We start from the raw sequence: 19,007 nt of genomic DNA, 5'->3' as shown, positions 1-19,007 counted from the left end.
GCCCCGGCCCCGCCCGGTCAGCAGATGCGCGTACGGCTCTCCATGGCCCCGCGGGCGGAGTCCTCGTCGCCGTACACCTCGCACATGTGCCGGCCGTCCGGCGTGGCCGTGTGCTCGACCTCCCACAGGCTCGTCTCGCTGCCGTCGAGCAGCAGGAAGGCGTGCTCGTACAGCGTGAATCCGGCGTCCCGTCCGTCCACCCGGCACTGTCGGCCGAAGACCTGGGTGATGTGGTGGGCGAAGGCGGCGCGCAGCAGCCGGGCGGTCTCCTCGCCGGGGCTGTCGCCGTTCTCCGCGCGGCGCAGGACGCGGCGGGCGTGGTCGGCGGAGTTGTCAGGGGCGTAGGTCCGGGGCATCGGGGCCGGGGGAGCCGTCAACAGGACCGTGAGGATCTCCAGATCGCCCTGCGATCCGTCGTCCCCGAACACCGGGACCTCACTGACGCCGCCGGTCAGCCGGGCGGCGGCGATGCGGACATCGGCCTCGTCGTTGTACAGCTCGTGGTGCCGCAGGTCGGGCCCCGTCCCGGTCCGCGGGTCCGTCGCGCCCCGCGGGCCGCCGTGCACCAGCTCCCACAGGGTGAAGGGGGTGCCGTCGGACAGCAGGTAGGTGTGCCGGTAGGTCTCGCGGTGGAGTACGGAGCTGTGGTGCGAGGAGTGCAGGGAACTGCTGTGGGCGAGCGCGGTACCGAGTCTCTCGACCGTGCTGTCGGGCAGGTCGAAAGAGTTGAGTGCCCGTCGCAGGAGTCGCTCGAGGTGCTGCTCGGTTGTCTCGTACGGATCGCTCAAGGTGCTGTCTCCAGGCCGTCGCCGCGTGTTACGTGGTGCGTGCTTAACGTAGTCCCTGGGTCCGACATCGTGACCGGGGTTCTGGAAAACGTATGACGCACATGGATGGTTCCTGGGGGTTCGTCCGAACTTCCTTGACCGGCAGGCGAGTCGAGATTCGGACGGCCGTGCGGTTACGGTCATGAGAGGTGCGGGCGGGCGCCGTAGAGATCGCTGTACGAGGGGTAGTTGCCGCCGCCCGGTCCGCCGTCGACGCTCTGAGCTGCCCGGACGGCCTTCACGATGGCCCGGGTCAGGGCGTCCGCGCCGGCCGCCAGCAGATCGTTGAGCGCGATCGGGTTCTGCGGATCCATCGGCCGGTCACCGGTGGCCAACGCGAAAACGGTGTCCCCGTCGGTCAGCAGATGTACGGGGCGGACGGCGCGCGCCAGTCCGTCGTGGGCCGTACCCGCGAGCTTCTGCGCCTGGGCGCGGGTCAGGCCGGCGTCCGTGGCGACGACCGCGAGCGTGGTGTTGAGCGGGGGCCGTGCGGACTCCTGACGCGCCTCGGCCAGACGCTGCTGCGCCGCGCGGTGGACCTCGGGCGCGGGGTGCACCGGCGGTTCGGCGGCGCCGTACTCCCCGTACAGCACTCCGGTACGCGGATCGAGGACCGAACCTGCCGCGTTCACCACGACGAGCGCGCCCACCGTGATCCCGGACGCCAGCCGCACGCTCGCCGTGCCCACCCCGCCCTTGAGCTGCCCGGCGACCGCGCCCGTACCGGCGCCGACGCCTCCCTCGGCGACCGGGGCGCCCGGCTCCGTACCCGCCGCGTCCTCCACCGCCGCGCGACCGGTCGAGGCATCCGGACGGGCCCGCCAGTCACCGCCCCGCCCCAGGTCGAAGATGCATGCGGCCGGAACCACGGGCACCACCTGCGCCGGATCGGGGCCGACCCGCACCCCGCGCCCCTGCTCCTCCAGCCAGGCCATCACACCGGACGCCGCGTCAAGTCCGTACGCGCTGCCGCCCGTAAGGACGACGGCATCGATGCGCTGCACCAGATTGCGCGGATCGAGCGCGTCCGTCTCGCGGGTGCCGGGGCCGCCGCCGCGTACGTCGACGGCGGCGATGGCACCACCCTCGGGAGCGAGGACGACGGTGGTGCCGCTCAGCGCACCCGCGCCCGCCACCTGCGCGTGACCGACCCGCAGCCCGGCGACATCGGTCAACGCGTCCAGCGGCCCGGACGGTATGGCCGACGCGTCGAGGGGCCCGGACTGCGCGGCCGACGCGCGCTGCCCGGCGGAGCCTGCCGGCTTCCGCGACTCTTGCGTCACTGCGAGCTCCTCACCGGGTCCACCGCGGGCCGCCGGGACAACAGCACCCCCACGGTCACCGTCGCGGCCGCCACCAGGCCCGCCGCGAGCACCGCCCACCCGCCCCCGGCGAACGTACAGGCCAGGATGGCCAGCGCGGCCACGGGAAGGGACAGTTGCTCCGCGAGATCGCGTTTGAAGTGGCGGGCGTGCAGCGCCCACACCGTCAGCAGGAAGAGCGCGGAGGGCACGGTCACCGCGGCGGCGGCCACTGTGTCCGAGACATGGGCCTTGCCCACGGCCTCCTCCACCGCGACCTCGATGCCCGCGCCGATCGCGGCCGCGGAGCCGAAGATCAGGAAGTGCCCGTACCCCCAGACGAACGCTTCCCTGCTGCCGCGGAGGTAGTCATGGATCGGCACGGCGAAGTAGATCCACCAGGCGGAGAAGACGATCAGCAGCCCACCCGCGGCGATCGGCAGCAGTTCACCCAACGCCTCGTGCTCATCCACCGCCTCCTGGACCGCGACCGTGGCCGCCGCGATCGTCTCGCCCAGCACGATGATCGTGAACAGGCCGTACCGCTCGCCGATGTGGCGCGGATGCCAGCTCGTCGCGCGGTCGCGCTCGGCGATCGCCGGAACGGACATCTCCGCGAGCGCGAGCACGACGAAGACGACGGCACGTGCGCTGCCCCTGTCGTCGGTCAGCAGCATGGCGATCCAGCCCAGCTGCACCACGGTGATCCCGACGGCGTACCGCAGCGCGACGCGCCGCTCGCTGCCCCGGGTGCAGTACGCGGCGCGCAGCCACTGGCTGGTCAGGGCGAGCCGCATCACGACATAGCCGATGACGCCGAGCGTCCAGTCGCCCGCGTCGAAGGCGCGCGGCACCCCGGCGGCGAAGATCAGCACACCGGTGATCTGGACGAACGTGACCACGCGGTACAGCGGGTCGTCGGTGTCGTACGCCGAGGCGAACCAGGTGAAGTTGACCCAGGCCCACCAGATCGCGAAGAAGACAGCCGCGTAACTGACGACTCCGGTGGCGGCGTGGCCCTCGGCGACGGCATGCAGCAGCCTCCCGCCCGCCTGGGCCACGGCGACGACGAAGCAGAGATCGAAGAAGAGTTCCAGCGGGGTCGCCGCACGATGTTTCTCGGCGCGGCTGCGGGCAGTCATTCCAGGCATGTGGATCAGCACACCAGACGGGGTCTTCGGCGTTCGGGGGACGCGCCCCCGACGCGGGTCGGGATTCTTATGAACACATTCACAAATGGGCAGGGGTCCAAAGTCCCCCGAGAACTCGCAGGTCGGCGCGGCCGAGCCGGACCGAACCCGATATCTGACGGGACCTTGGGCCTTCGACAGGGACCATTGCGGGCTCCGAGCGGTGGAGAACGGGAGTGCAATGGACGGAGCTGCGAGAGACGCACGGACGATATCGGAAGGTGCGGGCCATGACGGCTGCTTCGGAAGAGGCGGCGACGGACACCGGGGCTGAGAGGTCTTCAGGGACGGGCCGTGGCGCGACGCGATCGACGTCCGTGACTTCCTCCAGCGGAACTGCACCCCGTACGAGGGCGACGGCTCCTTGGGCGGTCAACTTCGTGCGGCCGGCCCGCGAACAGCAGCTCGACGTCATCGACCGCACCTTCCACGGCTCGCCCTGATCCTCCTGATCCTCCTGATCCTCCTGCCGAGCCGTCTGAGACGCTGCGAGCCGGTCGGGCGTACGACTCACCCCGCTGAGCCGCAAATCAGGACCAAGCGCCCCATACAGCCCTACGGTGACGGGGTGACCGAGCCACCAGACGCCTCTGCCGCGGCCGCGCACCCCACCCCCGGTGCACGCACCACCGGCTCCGCTGGCCCCCGGGCCGCCGCGCCCCGGTCCGTCACCGCCCGCGCGACCGCGGCCGGTGTCATCGTCTCCGCCCTGCTGATCCTCGCGATGGTGTTCGGCAGCCGGCTGCTGGAGAACTTCGACTCCGCCCTCCTCCCGTACGCCGTCGCCACCGTCTTCCTCGCCTTCGGCGTCGCCTACCGCTACACGGTCTGGGTCTCCGCTCCCGGCGCCCGGCGCCTGTTCAAGCAGGGGTGGGGGAGCTTCTTCTCCCTGGCCAACTTCCGCAAGGCCCCCACCGCCCTGCCCAGGATGATCGCCACCTATCTGGGCTTCCAGAGATTCCTCGGCGCCCGCTCCTACCCCCGCTGGGTCGCCCACCAGCTGATCTTCTGGGGCTGCATCCTCGCCGCCCTGATCACCTTCCCGCTGACCTGGGGCTGGTTCACCTTCACCTCCGGTTCCGGTTCGGGCCCCGGCTACGAGATGCGCATCTGGGGCTTCAAGGTCATCGGCTTCGACTCCCTGGACATCCTGGGCTGGCTGATGTTCCACGGCCTGGACATCGCCGCCGTGCTCGTCATCCCCGGCGCCTCCTACTTCCTCTGGCGGCGGATGAAGGACCGCGGCGCCATCACCGGCCAGCGCTTCGCCTACGACCTGGTGCCGCTGATCGCCCTGATCGTCATCTCCGTGACCGGTCTGCTGCTCACCTTCTCTTCGATCTTCCTGCAAGGCGGCGGCTACGAATTCCTCGCGATCCTCCACATGGTGTCGGTGGTCTTCACCCTCATCTACATCCCGTTCGGGAAGTTCTTCCACATCGTCCAGCGCCCGGCCGCGGTCGGCATGCAGCTGTTCAAATACACCGCCCGGCAGGACCAGGAGGTCTTCGGCTGCCGCCGCTGCGAGGAGCCCATCGACACCGGGCCGTACGTCGAGAACCTCCGGGGCACCATGCGCGATCTCAGCCTCGACTTCGACGGGTGGGCCGAGTACTGCCCGCGCTGCAAGCGGGTGCTGCGCGGCAGCGCCTATCTCTCCCAGGTGAAGAAGGGCTTCAAGTGACCCCGGACCCGCGAGCGGCCGAACCCGGTACGGACGTCCCTCTCGACCCCTCCCTCGCGCCGCCCGGCACCCGGGCCTTCCGGGACGCGGGCGGTATCCCCGCCGACCGCTGGCACGCCGACCAGGAGGGCGAGACGCTCGTCCCCACCCACTGCTGCTTCTGCGGGGTCCAGTGCGGGATGTATCTGCGCGTCGACCGGGGAGGCAAGGTCTTCGGCGTCGAACCCCGCAACCACGACATCAACCGGATGCGGCTGTGCCCCAAGGGCATCAACGCGTATCAGCAGGTCAACCACCCCGACCGGCTCACCGCCCCGCTCCTGCGCCGCTCCCGCGACGAGGACTTCCACGAGGTCTCCTGGGACGAGGCGCTCGACTTCACCGTCGCCGAGATCAAGCGCATCCAGCAGACCCACGGGAACGACGCCTTCGGGCTCCTCGGCGGCGCCAGCCTCTTCTCCGAAAAGACCTATCTGGTCGGCAAATTCGCCCGGGTCGCCCTCAAGTCCCGGCATGTCGACTACAACGGCCGACTCTGCATGGTCAGCGCCGCGGGCGCCAACAAACTCGCCTTCGGTATCGACCGGGCCGGCAACCCCTTCTCCGACATTCTGCTCACCGACTGCCTGCTGATCGCGGGCTCCAACGTCGGCGAGTGCTTCCCCGTGATGACCCAGTACGTATGGGGAGCCCGGGACCGCGGCGCGATCCTGATCGTCGTGGACCCGCGGCAGACCGCGATCGCCCGCACCGCCGACATCCATGTCGCACTCAAGCCCGGCACCGACTCGGCCTTCTTCAACTCCGTACTGAACGTCGTCATCGAGGAGGGCCTGACCGACGAGGCCTATCTCGCCGCCCACGCCACCGGCTGGGAGGAGGTGAAGGCCAAGGCTGCCGAGTACCCGCCGGCCCGGGCCGCCGAGATCTGCGGCATCCCCGCCGAGCAGATCGTCCAGGTCGCCCGTGCCTTCGCCCGTGCCCCCAAGGCCATGGCCTGGCACGCCCGCGGCATCGAGCACCACTCGCAGGGCGTCGAGAACTGCCTCAGCGTGATCAACCTCTGTACCGCCACCGGCCACATCGGCAAGCCCGGCGCCGGATACGGCACCATCACCGGCCAGGGCAACGGGCAGGGCGGCCGCGAACACGGCCAGAAGGCCGACCTCCTCCCCGGAGGCCGCTCGATCATGAACGAGGAGCACCGCAGGCAGATCTGCGAGATCTGGGGCATCGAGGAGTCCGAACTCCCGCGGGCGGGAACCTCGATGATGGAAATGGTCTGGCAGATGCAGCGCCGCGAGATCCGCGGACTGATCGGCATCTGCAACAACCCCTTTGTCTCCCTGCCCAACTACAAAGTGGTCAAGGAGGGGTACGACGCCACAGAGTTCCATGCCCAATTCGACTTCTTCCTTTCCGAGACCGCTGCCAACGCACATGTCGTCTTCCCCGTCACCACCTGGGCCGAGGACGAAGGGGTGATGGCCAACGCCGAGGCCCGGGTGGTCAAGCACAACAAGGCCCAGGACCCGCCCCCCGGCGTACGGACCGACACCTGGGTGATGTGCGAACTCGCCAGGCGGCTCGGCTCGGGCGACAAATTCGCCTTCGCCGACTCCCGCGAGGTCTTCGACGAACTGCGGACCGCCTCCGCCGGCACCGTCAACGACTACTACGGCATCACCTACGAACGTCTGGAGGAGACGGGCGGCATCGCCTGGCCGTGCCCCTCCACCGACCACCCCGGCACCCCCCGGCTCTTCGAGGACGGGAAGACCTACCACCCCGACGGCAGGATCCACCTCCAGGTCGTCGAGTGGCATCCGCCGATGGATCCGTACGACGACGAGCACCCCATGTCGCTCACCACAGGACGCACCGTCGCCCACTTCCTCTCCGGCAACCAGACCCGCCGCCTGGGCGCCCTCGTCGAACAGACCCCGCGCCCCTGGGCCGAGCTCCATCCCTCCCACGGCTTCCGCAACGGCGAACCGGTCCGCGTCGTCACCCGGCGCGGCAGCGAGGTCTTCCCCGCCCTGGTCACCGAGGCGATCCGCCCCGACACCGTCTTCATCCCGTACCACTGGCCCGTCCCCACCGCGGTCAACGCCCTGACCATCGACGCCCTCGACCCCCGCTCCAAGATCCCCGAGTACAAGGTGTGCGCCTGCCGCATCGAGCACGCCCGGACGATCGACGAGGTCCCCGCACCCCCTGTCGCCCCCGGCCATGTCGCCTACCCGCAGGCCCAGGTCTCCCGCACCGACCCGCTGCCGCCCACCTCCCCCCAGGGCCGCGGCACCTCGGAGAGGGGCTGATCACCGCATGATGGGCAGAACGATCTTCATCGATCCCGGGCGTTGCATCGGCTGCCAGGCCTGTGTCTCCGCCTGCCGCGAGTGCGACTCGCACCGCGGCAAGTCGATGATCCACCTCGACTACACCGACGAGGGCCAGTCCGTCGCCTCCCTTCCCACGGTCTGCATGCACTGCGAGGACCCGGTCGCCCCGTGCGCCGAGGTCTGCCCCGCCGATGCGATCCTGGTGACCGCCGACGGCGTGGTGCAGCAGGCCGACACCACCCGCTGCATCGGCTGCGCCAACTGCGTCAACGCCTGCCCCTTCGGAGTCCCGAAGATCGACCTGCAGGCGAAGCTGCAGATGAAATGCAACCTCTGCTACGACCGCACCGCCTACGGCCTCGCCCCCATGTGCGCGACCGTCTGCCCGACGGGAGCCCTGTTCTACGGGACCGTCGAGGAGCTCCAGGCCGAGCGCCCCGGCGTCCAGGTGGCCGACACCTTCGTCTTCGGCCGGAGCGAGGTCCGCACCGGCGTCGCCATGGTCGTCCCCGCCGACAAGGTCCAGTGGCCGGTGCCCGGTGGTCTTCCCGTGGTCGAGATCAACGGGAAGGACGTCCGCCGATGAGCATCACCGGCCGGCAGCCCGCCGGGGACCCGCGCGAGGCCCTGCACGACCGGATCGCCGCCGACTCCCTCACCACCCGGCGCGACTACCTCCGGATCGTCACGACCGTCTCGGGCGGACTCGCCGCCGGCGGCCTCGGCGTGGCCGGCGGAATCCTTCCACGCCACGGCGACCCCGACGACGCCAGGACACCCGCGCCGAAGAAGATCACTCCACAGCTCCTTCCCGGTGAGTCCATCGCCTTCCGCTACCCGGACGAAGAGGACCGTGCGGTCGCCGTCCGCCTCGACGACGGCACACTCGTCGGCTACTCCGCGATCTGCACCCATCTCGCCTGCGCGGTGCTCTGGCGCAAGGACCGCGGATCCGAGGGCGAGCTGTACTGTCCCTGCCACGAGGGCGTCTTCGACGCCCGCACCGGCGAGGTCACCGCCGGGCCGCCGCCCCGCGCACTGCCCAAGGTGGTGCTCACCGAACAGGCCGACGGCAGCGTCTGGGCGGTCGGCACGACCCGCTCCGGCGAGAGCATCGAACACGGCCTGTGCCGCCAGCTCAGCACCGACCGCCCGGACCTCGCGTCCCGCATCGGCTGCCCCGCGGTCAAAGGCGCAGGCGCGGAGGCCCCCGGCGCAGCCGAGCCGTCGGGGACAGCCAAGCCGTCCGGAGCAGCCGAGCCGTCCGGGACAGCCAAGGCGTCCGGTGCGGCAGGTTCGCGGGGCGGTGTGTCCCGTATCCCGGCCGCTGAGGACGAGACTCCGGGGAGGCGGACATGACCGACGCCCGGCAGCCCCGTGACCAGGAGTCCACCGACTACCCGGCCTATCACCCGGGCAGCGCCCACCCCGAGCTCAACCGCCCCGTCCGCGACCGTTATCCGCAGATCCGCTCCACCAGCGGCTACGGCGACCCCCGGGTCCGCCACACCGGTCCCGGCCCGGGCGCGGGCACCGACCAGGAACCCGAGCGCACCTCGAAACTGACGGCCCGGCTGGCCCTGGCGATGACCGTCGTCATCGGACAGCTCTGGGGCCTGATCACCGTCGTCGACGCGTGGATGGAGGGCAACACCGGTACGGCCTGGTGGGGTGCGGGCTTCCTCTGTCTGTCGTTCCTCGTCGTCCTCGGGCTGTGGCTGCTCGATCCGAAGGACCGCTGACCATCGCCGTACTCTTGAGGTATGAGCACCGCCCCCGCCCCCGGCCCGCGCGATTCGAAGCCGCCCCAGCCGGCACAGACGAAACCGAAACCGGCTCTGATCTTCGACGATCCGCTGGACCAGCAGTCCGCGGACGATACGGACCGAGGGTGGGGCGAGCGGGCCCCGGCCGGTGGCAGCGCCGCCGATCTGGCGCGCTTCCTCGACGAGAAGCCGCCCCACCACATCTGAGCCCCCGCTCGGACGCTGGTCCGACGACGCCGCTGCCGGTCCTCCCGAAGCGCGTCCCGCTACTGCCCCGGACCCCGGCCGGGGGTCTCGCCCCCGGGGGCGCCGCGCTGGGGGACCAGGGCGTCGCGGATCTCCTTCAGCACCTCCAGCTCGCTGACCTCCAGCGTCTCCTGCACGCCCTCCTTCGCGGCCTGCATGGCCGCCCGCCTGGCGAGGTACTTGGCCATGGGCAGCACCATCAGGAAGTAGACGACGGCCGCCGTGATCACAAAGCTGAGAGTGGCGCTGAGCACCGAGCCCCACAGGATCCGGATGCCCTCGGTAGCCTCGCCCGTCTTCGGGTCCGTGACGCAGGGCCCCTTGAAGCACGAGCTGTAGCTCTCCAGGTCCTTGGTGCCGAACGCGCCGACCAGCGGGTTGATGACGCCCTTGACGATCGCGTTCACGATCTGTGTGAACGCGGCGCCGATGACGACGGCGACCGCCAGGTCGATCACATTGCCGCGCAGCAGGAAGGCTTTGAACCCCTGCAGCAGGCTGACCTTCTTCTCGCTCACGGATGAGTCTTTCTGCGCATGTGCCATAAGCGGAGCAAACTCCTCCGCAACTTACGGCAGTAGGCGATGAAACCACCCCATCTGCGCCTTTGGGTAGGTGACTTGACAGCTCATCAGTACGAATCAGCACAGGGTCACCGCCAGCCTGGCCGAGATGCCCGCACCGGCCAGCGCGGCGGCCGTGCCCCGGGGAACGGACAGCACGATCAGCGCGCCGTCCTCCGCGAGCCCTTCGGTGCCGGCCCGCGGCACATCCGCCACCCGCGCGCCCTTCGCCAGCACCCTGGCATCGGCCCCGGCCCCCTCGGCGGCGATCACGTCGACACGGTCACCCGGCCGTAACAGCCGCACCGTCCCCGCATCCGCGATCCGTACCGGCGCGGACACCAGGGGAACCGGCCGCCGCACCCGCTCCGGCGCCGCCCCGGCCGTACCCCCGGCCCCCGCACCATGCGCCGCGTCGCCACCCCCGCCCAGCCCTGTCGCGGCCAGCGTCGCAGCCGTCAGGGCCAGCCCGGCGGCCATGGCGCGGCGCTGTCGCCACACCGCCCGCCGCAGCCGGTGGCCACCGCCTCCGCGCACCCGCAGCGGCTCGAACGCGGGCACGCCGCAGGGCGGGGGTGCCGGTGCCGGAGGCCCCGGCACCGTCGGACGTACCTCGCTGGATGACTGAGACGACGGGAACATGGCCAACACCACCTGCCGTGAGGAGTTTCGGACGAACACCCCTCACGATCCACCGTCCGCGAGATTCCCGCCGAGGCCTGTGGACGGCCCCGGCATTGTGGATATCTCCGTCACCCACGCACGCCGTAACCGTCACCCACGCACGCCGTAACCGTCACCCACCCACGCCGTAACCGTCACCCACCCACGCCGCCAATCGTCACCCACCCACGCCGCCAATCGTCACCCACCCACGCCGCCAATCGTCACCCACCCACGCCGCCAACCATCACCCAACCCACCCGCTACGGAAGCTCGATCCCCGTCTCCAGCCCGTCCAGCGCATGCGAGCACGGGCAGTCCCGGTCCGCCTCCGCAGGCAGCGCCGTCACCACGTCGAAGAGCACCGCGCGCAGCCGGTCCACATTGGCCGCGAACACCTTCAGCACCTCTCCGTGCGAGACGCCCTCCCCGGCCTCCGCGCCCGCGTCGAGGTCCGTCACCAGGGTCATCGTCGTGTAGCAGAGGCCCAGTTCGCGCGCGAGAACCGCCTCCGGGTGCCCGGTCATCCCGACCACCGACCAGCCCATCGCCGCATGCCAGCGCGATTCCGCCCGGGTCGAGAAGCGCGGTCCCTCGACGACCACCAGCGTTCCGCCGTCCACCGGCTCCCAGCTCTTCGCGCGAGCCGCCGCCAGCGCGGCCCTGCGCCCGTCGGGGCAGTACGGATCGGCGAAGCCCAGATGCAGCACGTTCGGCTCGGCGCCGTCGGCCCGGGTCTCTCCGTCGTAGTACGTCTGCGTCCGGGCCTTGGTGCGGTCCACCAGCTGGTCGGGAACGAGCAGCGTGCCCGGCCCGTACTCCGGGCGCAGGCCGCCCACCGCGCACGGGCCGAGCACCTGACGTACGCCGACGGAGCGCAGTGCCCACAGATTGGCCCGGTAGTTGATGCGGTGCGGCGGCAGATGGTGACCGCGTCCGTGGCGGGGCAGGAAGGCGACCCGGCGGCCGCCGACCTCGCCGAGGAAGAGGGAGTCGCTCGGCTGTCCGTACGGAGTGTCCACACGCACCTCCGTGACGTCCTCCAGGAAGGAGTACAAGCCTGATCCGCCGATGACACCGATCTCTGCGTTCGCCATGCGATCACAGTAGCGGCGCCGAAAAACGCCGAGGACCCCGCCCGAACGGATCGGCGGGGTCCTCAAGGAGGTGCGGTTCGGCTAGGCGGCCGAAGACGTACCGCTCGTCGACGACGAGGCGGACGAAGAAGAGGACGCGGTGGACGAGGAGGAGGCGGACGACTTCGTGCCGGACCCCGTCGACGACGATGAATCGGACGAAGCGGAACCGGACGTCTTCGCCGAGGACGACGCCGGCGCGCTGCTCGATGAGGAGCCGCGGCTGTCGTTCCGGTAGAAACCGGAACCCTTGAAGACAATGCCGACCGCCGAGAACACCTTCTTCAGGCGTCCATCGCAGTTCGGGCACACGGTCAGGGCATCATCGGTGAACTTCTGCACCGCCTCAAGGCCCTCGCCACATTCGGTGCACTGATACTGATAGGTCGGCACTTGCTCCTCCTGGCACTCTGACTCAATGAGTGCTAACGACGCTCCATACTGACGTATTCCGCTGGATCAGTCCACCGTGACCGGCTCCCGGTGACCGATACCACGTGCCACGGTCCGTCCCGGAGCGGTCGGCACGAGCCTGGAACGCAGTGCCACCAGGGTGACCAGCGCCAGTACGGTCCCCACCAGCGGTACGACGAATCCGGTGCTCGCGCCGTGGGCGTCGGCGAGCCGCCCCGCGACCGTCACCGCGGCCGCCTGGCCGAGGGCGACCGAGCCCGTCAGCCAGGTGAACGCCTCGGTCCGCGCGGACCCCGGCACCAGCGCCTCGACCAGCGTGTAGCCGCTGATCAGGGCCGGCGCGATGGAGAGACCGACCAGCAGTCCGAGCCCGGCCAGCAGGGGTACGGAGTGCACCGCCCACAGTCCGGACGCGGTCAGGGTCAGCGCCGCGTACCCGACGATCAGCCGCCGCCGCGGCCCGCTCTTCCAGGCGATGGCGCCGCAGGTGATCCCGGCCAGCATGTTGCCGGCCGCGAAGACCCCGTACAGCAGGCCGTTCGCCCCCGGCCGGCCGATCTCGTCGGCGAAGGCGGTCAGCGAGACCTGCATGCCGCCGAAGACCGCGCCGATCCCCAGGAAGGCCACCGCGAGCACCCGTACACCCGGTACGGACAGGGCGGACACATGCCGCTGGGAGGTGCCGGACGCGGCGCCGCGCACCGCGGGCTGGGTGCTTCGCCGTGCGGCGAAGAGCAGCCCGCCGACCAGGGTCAGCCCGGCCTCCGTGATCAGGCCGGCCGCCGGGTGCACCCCGGTGCACAGCGCGGTGGCGAGCACCGGGCCGATGACGAAGGTGAACTCGTCCGTCACCGATTCGAAGGCTGCCGCGGTGGACATCAGTGGTGAGGCCTTGCGGCCCGGTGCCGCGCCCAGCACGGCCGCCCAGCGGGCCCGTACCATCGGCCCGATCTGCGGAACGGACGCACCGGTCGGCACGGCCGCCGCGAACAGGGCCCACAGGGGCGCGCCCGCCAGCGCAAGCGCCGTGAGGGCCGATACGGACGCCGCGTGCACCAGGACACCGGGCAGCAGCACGGCGCGCTGTCCGAATCGGTCGGCGAGCTTGCCGGTCTGCGGTGCGAACAGGGCCATGGAGACACCGGTCACGGCGGCGACGGAGCCCGCGCTGCCGTAGGAGCCGGTGGTGTGCTGAACCAGGAGCACGATGCCGATCGTCAGCATCGCGAAGGGCTGCCGTGCGGCGAAGCCCGGCAGGAGAAACGTCCACGCACCGGGGGTGCGCAGCAACTGCCCGTAACCGGGGCGGTCGGAGACCGTGGATGCCACGGTCCATGCCTTTCTGCCGCCTGGTGGCCGAGCTCCCGCGGGTCCGGGCCGGCACGGATGGGTGCGGGCTCGTGCGGGTGCTGCCGAGAGCTGTCCTCTTCGCGCGGAACTGCGGTAGATGCCGGGCGCTCAGCAGAGGCGGAGGACGCCACGACCGCCATACGGTCGCGCCAGCTCTGCATCAGGCAGAGTTGGTCGTTCGGGTTGGTCGATCAGATCGGCCGGCCCCTCGACGGGGGTCGGTCAGGTTTCCTTGATGATACAGGCAGGTTTCCCTGCGCACCTCTGATTGTGCGCAGGGACACCGCCCCCGCCTCGGATCGTCAGCACGCGACGCCCGGTTCGCCGGCTCTCAGGAGTGTGCCTTCGGCCCTTCGGCCTTCCCCAGCTTCTTCGCGGACTTCAGCGCGTGTGCCACATCATGTGCCATATGGGGCCTGGCGAGGTTCTCGCCGCCGCTGCCGCTCTTGCCCAGCCAGCCCGCGAGCTTGCCGCCCTCGCCAACCGCGCGCAGCCGTTCCTCCGCCGCGTCGCGCACCGGGTCGGTGGTGATCACCAGCAGCTCGTCGCCGCGCCGCAGCACGGTCGACGGCGCCGGTACGAAGCTCTTCCCGTCCCGTACGACCAGGGTGACCGCGGCCCCGGCGGGCAGTCGCAGCTCCCCGATCTCCACGCCGTGCATCTTCGACTTCCCGGGGATCGCCACCGACAGCAGATGGCCGCGCAGCCTCTCCAGCGGCGCCGACTCGATGCCCAGGTCGGCGGCCTCGGCCGGGTCGTCGGCGATCTTCAGGGCCCTTGCCACCCAGGGCAGGGTCGGTCCCTGGATGAGGGTGTAGACGACGACGAGCACGAAGACGATGTTGAAGACCCGGGTGGAGCCCTCGATTCCGGACACCATCGGAATGGTCGCCAGGATGATGGGCACGGCGCCGCGCAGCCCCGCCCAGGACATCAGCGCCTTCTCCTGCCAGGGCAGCCGGAACGGCGCCAGCGAGATGAAGACCTCCAGCGGGCGTGCCACCACGGTCAGCACCAGTCCCACGATGACCGCGGGCCAGAAGTCGTCGAGCAGATCGTGCGGAGTGACCAGGAGTCCGAGCAGCACGAACATGCCGATCTGGGCCAGCCAGCCGAGCCCGTCGGCGAAGCCGCGGGTGGCGGGCCAGTGCGGCAGTTTGGCGTTGCCGAGGATCATCGCGGCCAGATAGACGGCGAGGAAGCCGCTGCCGTGGGCCATGGCGCCCGCCGCGTACGCGGACACCGCGATCGCCATCACGGCGATCGGATACAGACCGGACGCGGGCAGTGCCACATGACGCAGTCCGAACGCGCCGAGCCAGCCGACGGCGAGACCGATGGCCGCACCGATCGCGAGCTCCAGGGCTATCTCGCCGACCAGTACGTACCAGCTCTCCACCGGCCCCCTGGTCGAGAAGGCCACCACCAGGATCACGACGGGTGCGTCGTTGAATCCGGACTCGGCCTCCAGTACGCCGGTGACCCGGGCGGGCAGCGGCACCTTGCGCAGCACCGAGAAGACCGCGGCGGCGTCCGTCGACGAGACGACCGCGCCGATGATCAGCGACTGCCGCCAGTCCAGGCCGACCAGGTAGTGCGCCCCGGCCGCGGTGACGCCGACGCTCACCGCGACACCGACGATCGAGAGCATCGCGGCAGCCGGCAGCGCGGGTTTGATCTCTTTCCACTTCGTGCCCAGGCCGCCCTCGGCGAGGATCACGACAAGTGCGGCATAGCCGAACACCTGGGTCAGTTCCGCGTTGTCGAACTTGACGTCGAAGATGCCGTCCTGCCCTATGGCGATCCCGATGCCGAGGTACAGGAGCAGGCTGGGGAGCCCGCTGCGGGACGAGATGCGTACCGCCGCCACGGCGACGAGCAGGACGAGTGAGCAGACGAGCAGGAGTTCGTTGAGCGCGTGGACAGTCAGTGGCCGTTCCTTCCCTGCGTACGTCTGCCGAGTCGATTCTCGGCATCGGCCGTTGACGGCCGGTACTTCGTTACCTTACCTAATCTTTAACGTTTTCTTGACGCGGTCGACCATTCGTACGATCGCCATGCAATGCGAACCATGCCGATGCCGCGTCAGAGCCGCCCGGGCGCTGCGCCTATGGTTGCTCCTGCACTCCCTGGACCACCTGCCCCTCGAAGGACAGCGATGCCCGCCAACACAACCGCCTCTTCCGGCACCACGGGTTCCGCCGGTGGGAAGACCGGCAGGAAGAAGGGGCGACGCGCCCGCCTGATCGTGATCGTTCTGGTGCTGGCGCTTGTCGCGGGTATCGGATACGGCGCGTTCTGGTCCGTATCAACCGTGCGGGCCTCGTACCCGCAGACGACCGGCTCCATCAAACTCGACGGCCTCGACGGCAGCGTCGACGTCCGGCGCGACAGCTACGGGATCCCGCAGCTGTACGCGGACTCCGACACCGACCTCTTCCGCGCCCAGGGATTCGTACAGGCGCAGGACCGCTTCTGGGAGATGGACGTCCGCCGTCACATGACGGCGGGACGGCTCTCCGAGATGTTCGGCTCCGGACAGGTCGAGACGGACTCCTTCCTGCGCACGCTCGGCTGGCACAGGATCGCGCAGGAGGAGTACGACGACGTCCTGTCCGCGGACACCAAGAAGAACCTCCAGGCGTACGCGGACGGCGTGAACGCCTATCTCAAGGGGCGCGACGGCAAGGACATCTCCGTCGAGTACGCCGCCCTCGGCCTCACCAACGACTACAAGCCGGCCGAGTGGACCCCGGTCGACTCGGTCGCCTGGCTCAAAGCCATGGCCTGGGACCTGCGCGGCAACATGCAGGAGGAGATCGACCGCTCGCTGATGACCAGCAGGCTCGACTCGAAGCAGATCAAGGATCTCTACCCGGCCTATCCGTACAAGACGCACGAGCCGATCGTCAGCGAGGGCGCGATCTCCCCGGTCACCGGGAAGTTCGACCCGGAGGCGACACCGTCCGACAGCATCGGCTCGAACACCATGGCGGGCGCGACGGAGGGCCTGAACACCCAGCTCTCCTCGCTCTCCGACACCCTGGACCAGATCCCGGCACTGCTCGGCCCGAACGGCAACGGCATCGGGTCCAACTCCTGGGTGGTCTCCGGCGACTACACGACGACCGGCAAGCCGCTGCTCGCCAACGACCCGCACCTGGCGCCGCAGCTGCCCTCGCTCTGGTACCAGATGGGGCTGCACTGCCGCGAGATCACGGCGAAGTGCCGGTACGACACCGCCGGCTACACCTTCTCCGGCATGCCCGGCGTGATAATCGGCCACAACCAGGACATCGCCTGGGGCTTCACCAACCTCGGCGCCGACGTCACCGACCTCTTCCTGGAGAAGGTCTCGGGCGACGGCTATCTGTACGACGGCAAGGTCAAGCCCTTCACCGCCCGTGAGGAGACCATCAAGGTCGCGGGCGGCAAGAGCCGGAAGATCACTGTCCGCGAGACCAACAACGGTCCGCTGGTCTCCGACCGCAGCAGCGAACTGGAGAGGGTCGGCCAGAAGGCCCCCGTCACCAACGCGGCTCCGGACCGGGCCGACGGTTACGCGGTCGCCCTGAAGTGGACCGCGCTGGCACCCGGCCACTCCATGGACGCCGTCTTCGAGCTCAACCGGGCCAAGGACTTCCCGTCCTTCCGCAAGGCGGCCGCACACTTCGAGGTTCCCTCGCAGAACCTCATCTACGCCGACACCAAGGGCCACATTGGCTACCAGGCGCCGGGGAAGATCCCGGTCCGTCTCCAGGGCGACGGCACGATGCCCAGCCCCGGCTGGTCCTCGGCGTACGGCTGGAAGAAGGAGCCGGTCCCGTTCGACGAGCTGCCCTACGAGTACGACCCGAAGCGCGGCTACATCGTCACCGCCAACCAGGCCGTCATCGACGAGAACACGTACGCCCCCATGCTCACCAAGGACTGGGGCTACGGCACCCGCAGCCAGCGGATCAACGACCTCATCAAGTCGAAGATCAAGGGCGGCGGGAAGATCTCGACCGAGGACATGCAGAAGATGCAGATGGACAACAGCAGCGAGATCGCCGCGCTGCTGGTGCCCGAGCTGATGAAGATCAACATCTCGGACAAGAGCGTCCGCGAGGCACAGAAGCTCCTGGAGGGCTGGGACTACACGCAGGAGCCCGACTCGGCCGCCGCCGCGTACTTCAACGCGGTCTGGCGCAACATCCTCAAGCTGGCCTTCGGCGACAAGCTGCCCAAGGAGCTGAGGGTCAAGGGCGAGTGCCTCTACGTGCCCAGGGCCGACACCTCGGGCCCGGTCGACGAGCAGGGCAAGCTGGTGCGCGAGTGCGGCAGGCGCGACGCGGACACGGCGCAGCCGGACGGCGGCGACCGCTGGTACCAGGTGGTCGACAAGCTGATGGACGACTCGGACAGCGACTGGTGGAAGTCGCCGGAGCGCGGCCGTGACGAGGCGACCCAGAACCGGGACCAGCTCTTCGCCCGAGCCATGGAGGACGCCCGCTGGGAGCTGACCGCCGAGCTCGGCAAGGACATCACCACCTGGAGCTGGGGCCGGCTGCACCAGCTGACCCTGAAGAACCAGACTCTCGGCACCGAGGGCCCCGATCTGCTCCAGCGGGTCCTCAACCGCGGCCCGTGGAACCTCGGCGGCGGCGAGGCCGCGGTGAACGCCACCGGCTGGAACGCGGCGGGCGGCTACGAGGTCGTCTGGGTGCCGTCGATGCGGATGGTCGTCAACGTGGGGGACTGGGACAAGTCCCGCTGGATCAACCTCACCGGCGCCTCCGGGCACGCGTTCAGCGCGCACTACACCGATCAGACCGAGAAATGGGTCGACGGTGAACTGCTCGACTGGTCCTTCGGGACGAACGCCGTCGCCCACTCGACGACCGACACCCTGACCCTCAAGCCCTAGGGCCCGTCCGGCGGGTCATGGCCGGTGTCACCACCACGTCCACGGGGTGGTCGTGCGGTTCCTCGGGGACCTGCGCGACCACCTCGTCGTCGTACAGCAGGACGATCAGCGCCGGGTGCGCCCCCGCCGCGGCGAGCCGGGCCAGCACCCGGTCGTAACTGCCGCCGCCGCGGCCGAGCCGCATCCCGCGCGCGTCCACCGCGAGGCCCGGCAGCAGGACAGCGCCGGCCTCCAGGACCGCGTCGGGGCCGAGCCGCTCCCCGTCCGGCTCCAGGAGCCCGCGGCCGGCCCGGACCAGACGGTCCGCCCCCTCGTACGCCGCCCAGTCCAGATCGTTGTCCGGAAGGAGCACCGGAAGCAGCACCCTTGCGCCCCGCGCGCACAGCGCGTCCAGTAGCGTGCGGGTGCCCGGCTCGCTCCCCACCGAGACATACGCGGCGACGGTACGGGCCCCGGACAGTTCCGGAAGACTCAATGCGCCCCGGCACAGAACCATCGCGGCGTTTTCCACGTCTTTTCCGGTCAGAAGGCGCCGGGCGGCCAGCAGTTCACGTCTGAGCAATGCTTTTTCGGACATGTCCTTATTCAACGGGCACCCCGGGCCTCTCGTATG

The 19,007-nt window shown here is 70.0% G+C and carries 17 protein-coding genes; 7 read left to right on the top strand and 10 right to left on the bottom strand.

All coding sequences use genetic code 11. The features are described 5' to 3' along the window. Positions 1–17: 17 nt before the first annotated feature. The 3 genes from OG507_RS16415 to OG507_RS16405 form a co-directional block, all read right to left on the bottom strand. Positions 18–788, bottom strand: coding sequence for a DUF6227 family protein (locus tag OG507_RS16415; protein WP_327367941.1), 771 nt, complete (start codon positions 786–788; stop codon positions 18–20). A gap of 179 nt (positions 789–967) precedes the next feature. Beyond that, a complete protein-coding gene (locus OG507_RS16410) occupies positions 968–2,026 on the bottom strand; it encodes a P1 family peptidase (RefSeq protein ID WP_327371998.1) in 1,059 nt (352 codons plus the stop codon). Positions 2,027–2,106: 80 nt separating this feature from the next. After that, on the bottom strand, positions 2,107–3,279 hold the full coding sequence (locus tag OG507_RS16405) for a low temperature requirement protein A (RefSeq protein ID WP_327367940.1): 1,173 nt from the start codon (positions 3,277–3,279) through the stop codon (positions 2,107–2,109). A 607-nt stretch (positions 3,280–3,886) separates the two neighbouring features. Between OG507_RS16405 and OG507_RS16400 the strand changes: the two genes are divergently transcribed. Genes OG507_RS16400 through OG507_RS16375 form a run of 6 tightly spaced genes read left to right on the top strand, consistent with a single transcriptional unit; the run spans position 3,887 to position 9,320 of the window. Beyond that, complete coding sequence (locus tag OG507_RS16400) at positions 3,887–5,002, top strand: MFS transporter (RefSeq protein WP_327367939.1); 1,116 nt, start codon at positions 3,887–3,889, stop codon at positions 5,000–5,002. Beyond that, entirely contained in the window at positions 4,999–7,323 is a 2,325-nt protein-coding gene (locus OG507_RS16395) for a molybdopterin oxidoreductase family protein (RefSeq protein ID WP_327367938.1), read from the top strand. The genes OG507_RS16400 and OG507_RS16395 overlap by 4 nt, the downstream gene beginning before the upstream one ends. A gap of 7 nt (positions 7,324–7,330) precedes the next feature. Continuing rightward, on the top strand, positions 7,331–7,933 hold the full coding sequence (locus OG507_RS16390; protein WP_114245025.1) for a 4Fe-4S dicluster domain-containing protein: 603 nt from the start codon (positions 7,331–7,333) through the stop codon (positions 7,931–7,933). Beyond that, on the top strand, positions 7,930–8,706 hold the full coding sequence (locus tag OG507_RS16385) for a Rieske (2Fe-2S) protein (RefSeq protein ID WP_327367937.1): 777 nt from the start codon (positions 7,930–7,932) through the stop codon (positions 8,704–8,706). The genes OG507_RS16390 and OG507_RS16385 overlap by 4 nt, the downstream gene beginning before the upstream one ends. Further along, positions 8,703–9,089, top strand: a complete 387-nt coding sequence (locus OG507_RS16380) for a hypothetical protein (RefSeq protein ID WP_327367936.1) — start codon at positions 8,703–8,705, stop codon at positions 9,087–9,089. The genes OG507_RS16385 and OG507_RS16380 overlap by 4 nt, the downstream gene beginning before the upstream one ends. A 21-nt stretch (positions 9,090–9,110) precedes the next feature. Then, positions 9,111–9,320 (top strand): hypothetical protein, encoded by a 210-nt coding sequence (locus OG507_RS16375; RefSeq protein WP_327367935.1) that lies wholly within the window; start codon positions 9,111–9,113, stop codon positions 9,318–9,320. A gap of 59 nt (positions 9,321–9,379) precedes the next feature. Here the strand turns inward: OG507_RS16375 and OG507_RS16370 are convergent, their stop codons facing one another. From OG507_RS16370 to OG507_RS16345, 6 genes are all read right to left on the bottom strand, one after another. Then, positions 9,380–9,877 (bottom strand): large conductance mechanosensitive channel protein MscL, encoded by a 498-nt coding sequence (locus OG507_RS16370; protein ID WP_327367934.1) that lies wholly within the window; start codon positions 9,875–9,877, stop codon positions 9,380–9,382. A gap of 123 nt (positions 9,878–10,000) precedes the next feature. Continuing rightward, positions 10,001–10,564 carry a hypothetical protein gene (locus OG507_RS16365; RefSeq protein ID WP_442810987.1) on the bottom strand — a complete coding sequence of 188 codons (564 nt, stop codon included), beginning with the start codon at positions 10,562–10,564 and terminating at the stop codon, positions 10,001–10,003. A 284-nt stretch (positions 10,565–10,848) separates the two neighbouring features. Then, on the bottom strand, positions 10,849–11,682 hold the full coding sequence (locus OG507_RS16360; protein WP_327367933.1) for an S-methyl-5'-thioadenosine phosphorylase: 834 nt from the start codon (positions 11,680–11,682) through the stop codon (positions 10,849–10,851). Positions 11,683–11,763: 81 nt separating this feature from the next. Further along, complete coding sequence (locus tag OG507_RS16355; RefSeq protein ID WP_327367932.1) at positions 11,764–12,114, bottom strand: FmdB family zinc ribbon protein; 351 nt, start codon at positions 12,112–12,114, stop codon at positions 11,764–11,766. 66 nt (positions 12,115–12,180) lie between these two features. Continuing rightward, on the bottom strand, positions 12,181–13,464 hold the full coding sequence (locus OG507_RS16350; protein ID WP_327367931.1) for an MFS transporter: 1,284 nt from the start codon (positions 13,462–13,464) through the stop codon (positions 12,181–12,183). A 352-nt stretch (positions 13,465–13,816) separates the two neighbouring features. After that, positions 13,817–15,355 carry a potassium/proton antiporter gene (locus OG507_RS16345; RefSeq protein WP_327367930.1) on the bottom strand — a complete coding sequence of 513 codons (1,539 nt, stop codon included), beginning with the start codon at positions 15,353–15,355 and terminating at the stop codon, positions 13,817–13,819. Between the two features lie 288 nt (positions 15,356–15,643). Here OG507_RS16345 and OG507_RS16340 point away from each other — a divergent pair, with 288 nt between their 5' ends. Continuing rightward, positions 15,644–18,394: a penicillin acylase family protein gene (locus OG507_RS16340; protein WP_327367929.1), complete on the top strand. Its 2,751-nt coding sequence runs from the start codon at positions 15,644–15,646 to the stop codon at positions 18,392–18,394. On the opposite strand, the gene OG507_RS16335 is transcribed toward OG507_RS16340, so the two are convergent. Next, positions 18,384–18,971, bottom strand: coding sequence for a 5-formyltetrahydrofolate cyclo-ligase (locus tag OG507_RS16335; protein ID WP_327367928.1), 588 nt, complete (start codon positions 18,969–18,971; stop codon positions 18,384–18,386). The genes OG507_RS16340 and OG507_RS16335 overlap by 11 nt on opposite strands. Between the last annotated feature and the right edge of the window lie 36 nt (positions 18,972–19,007).

Source organism: Streptomyces sp. NBC_01217 (genome assembly GCF_035994185.1).
In the GTDB taxonomy this organism is placed as follows: domain Bacteria; phylum Actinomycetota; class Actinomycetes; order Streptomycetales; family Streptomycetaceae; genus Streptomyces.
This window is presented reverse-complemented; position numbering and strand designations above follow the sequence as displayed.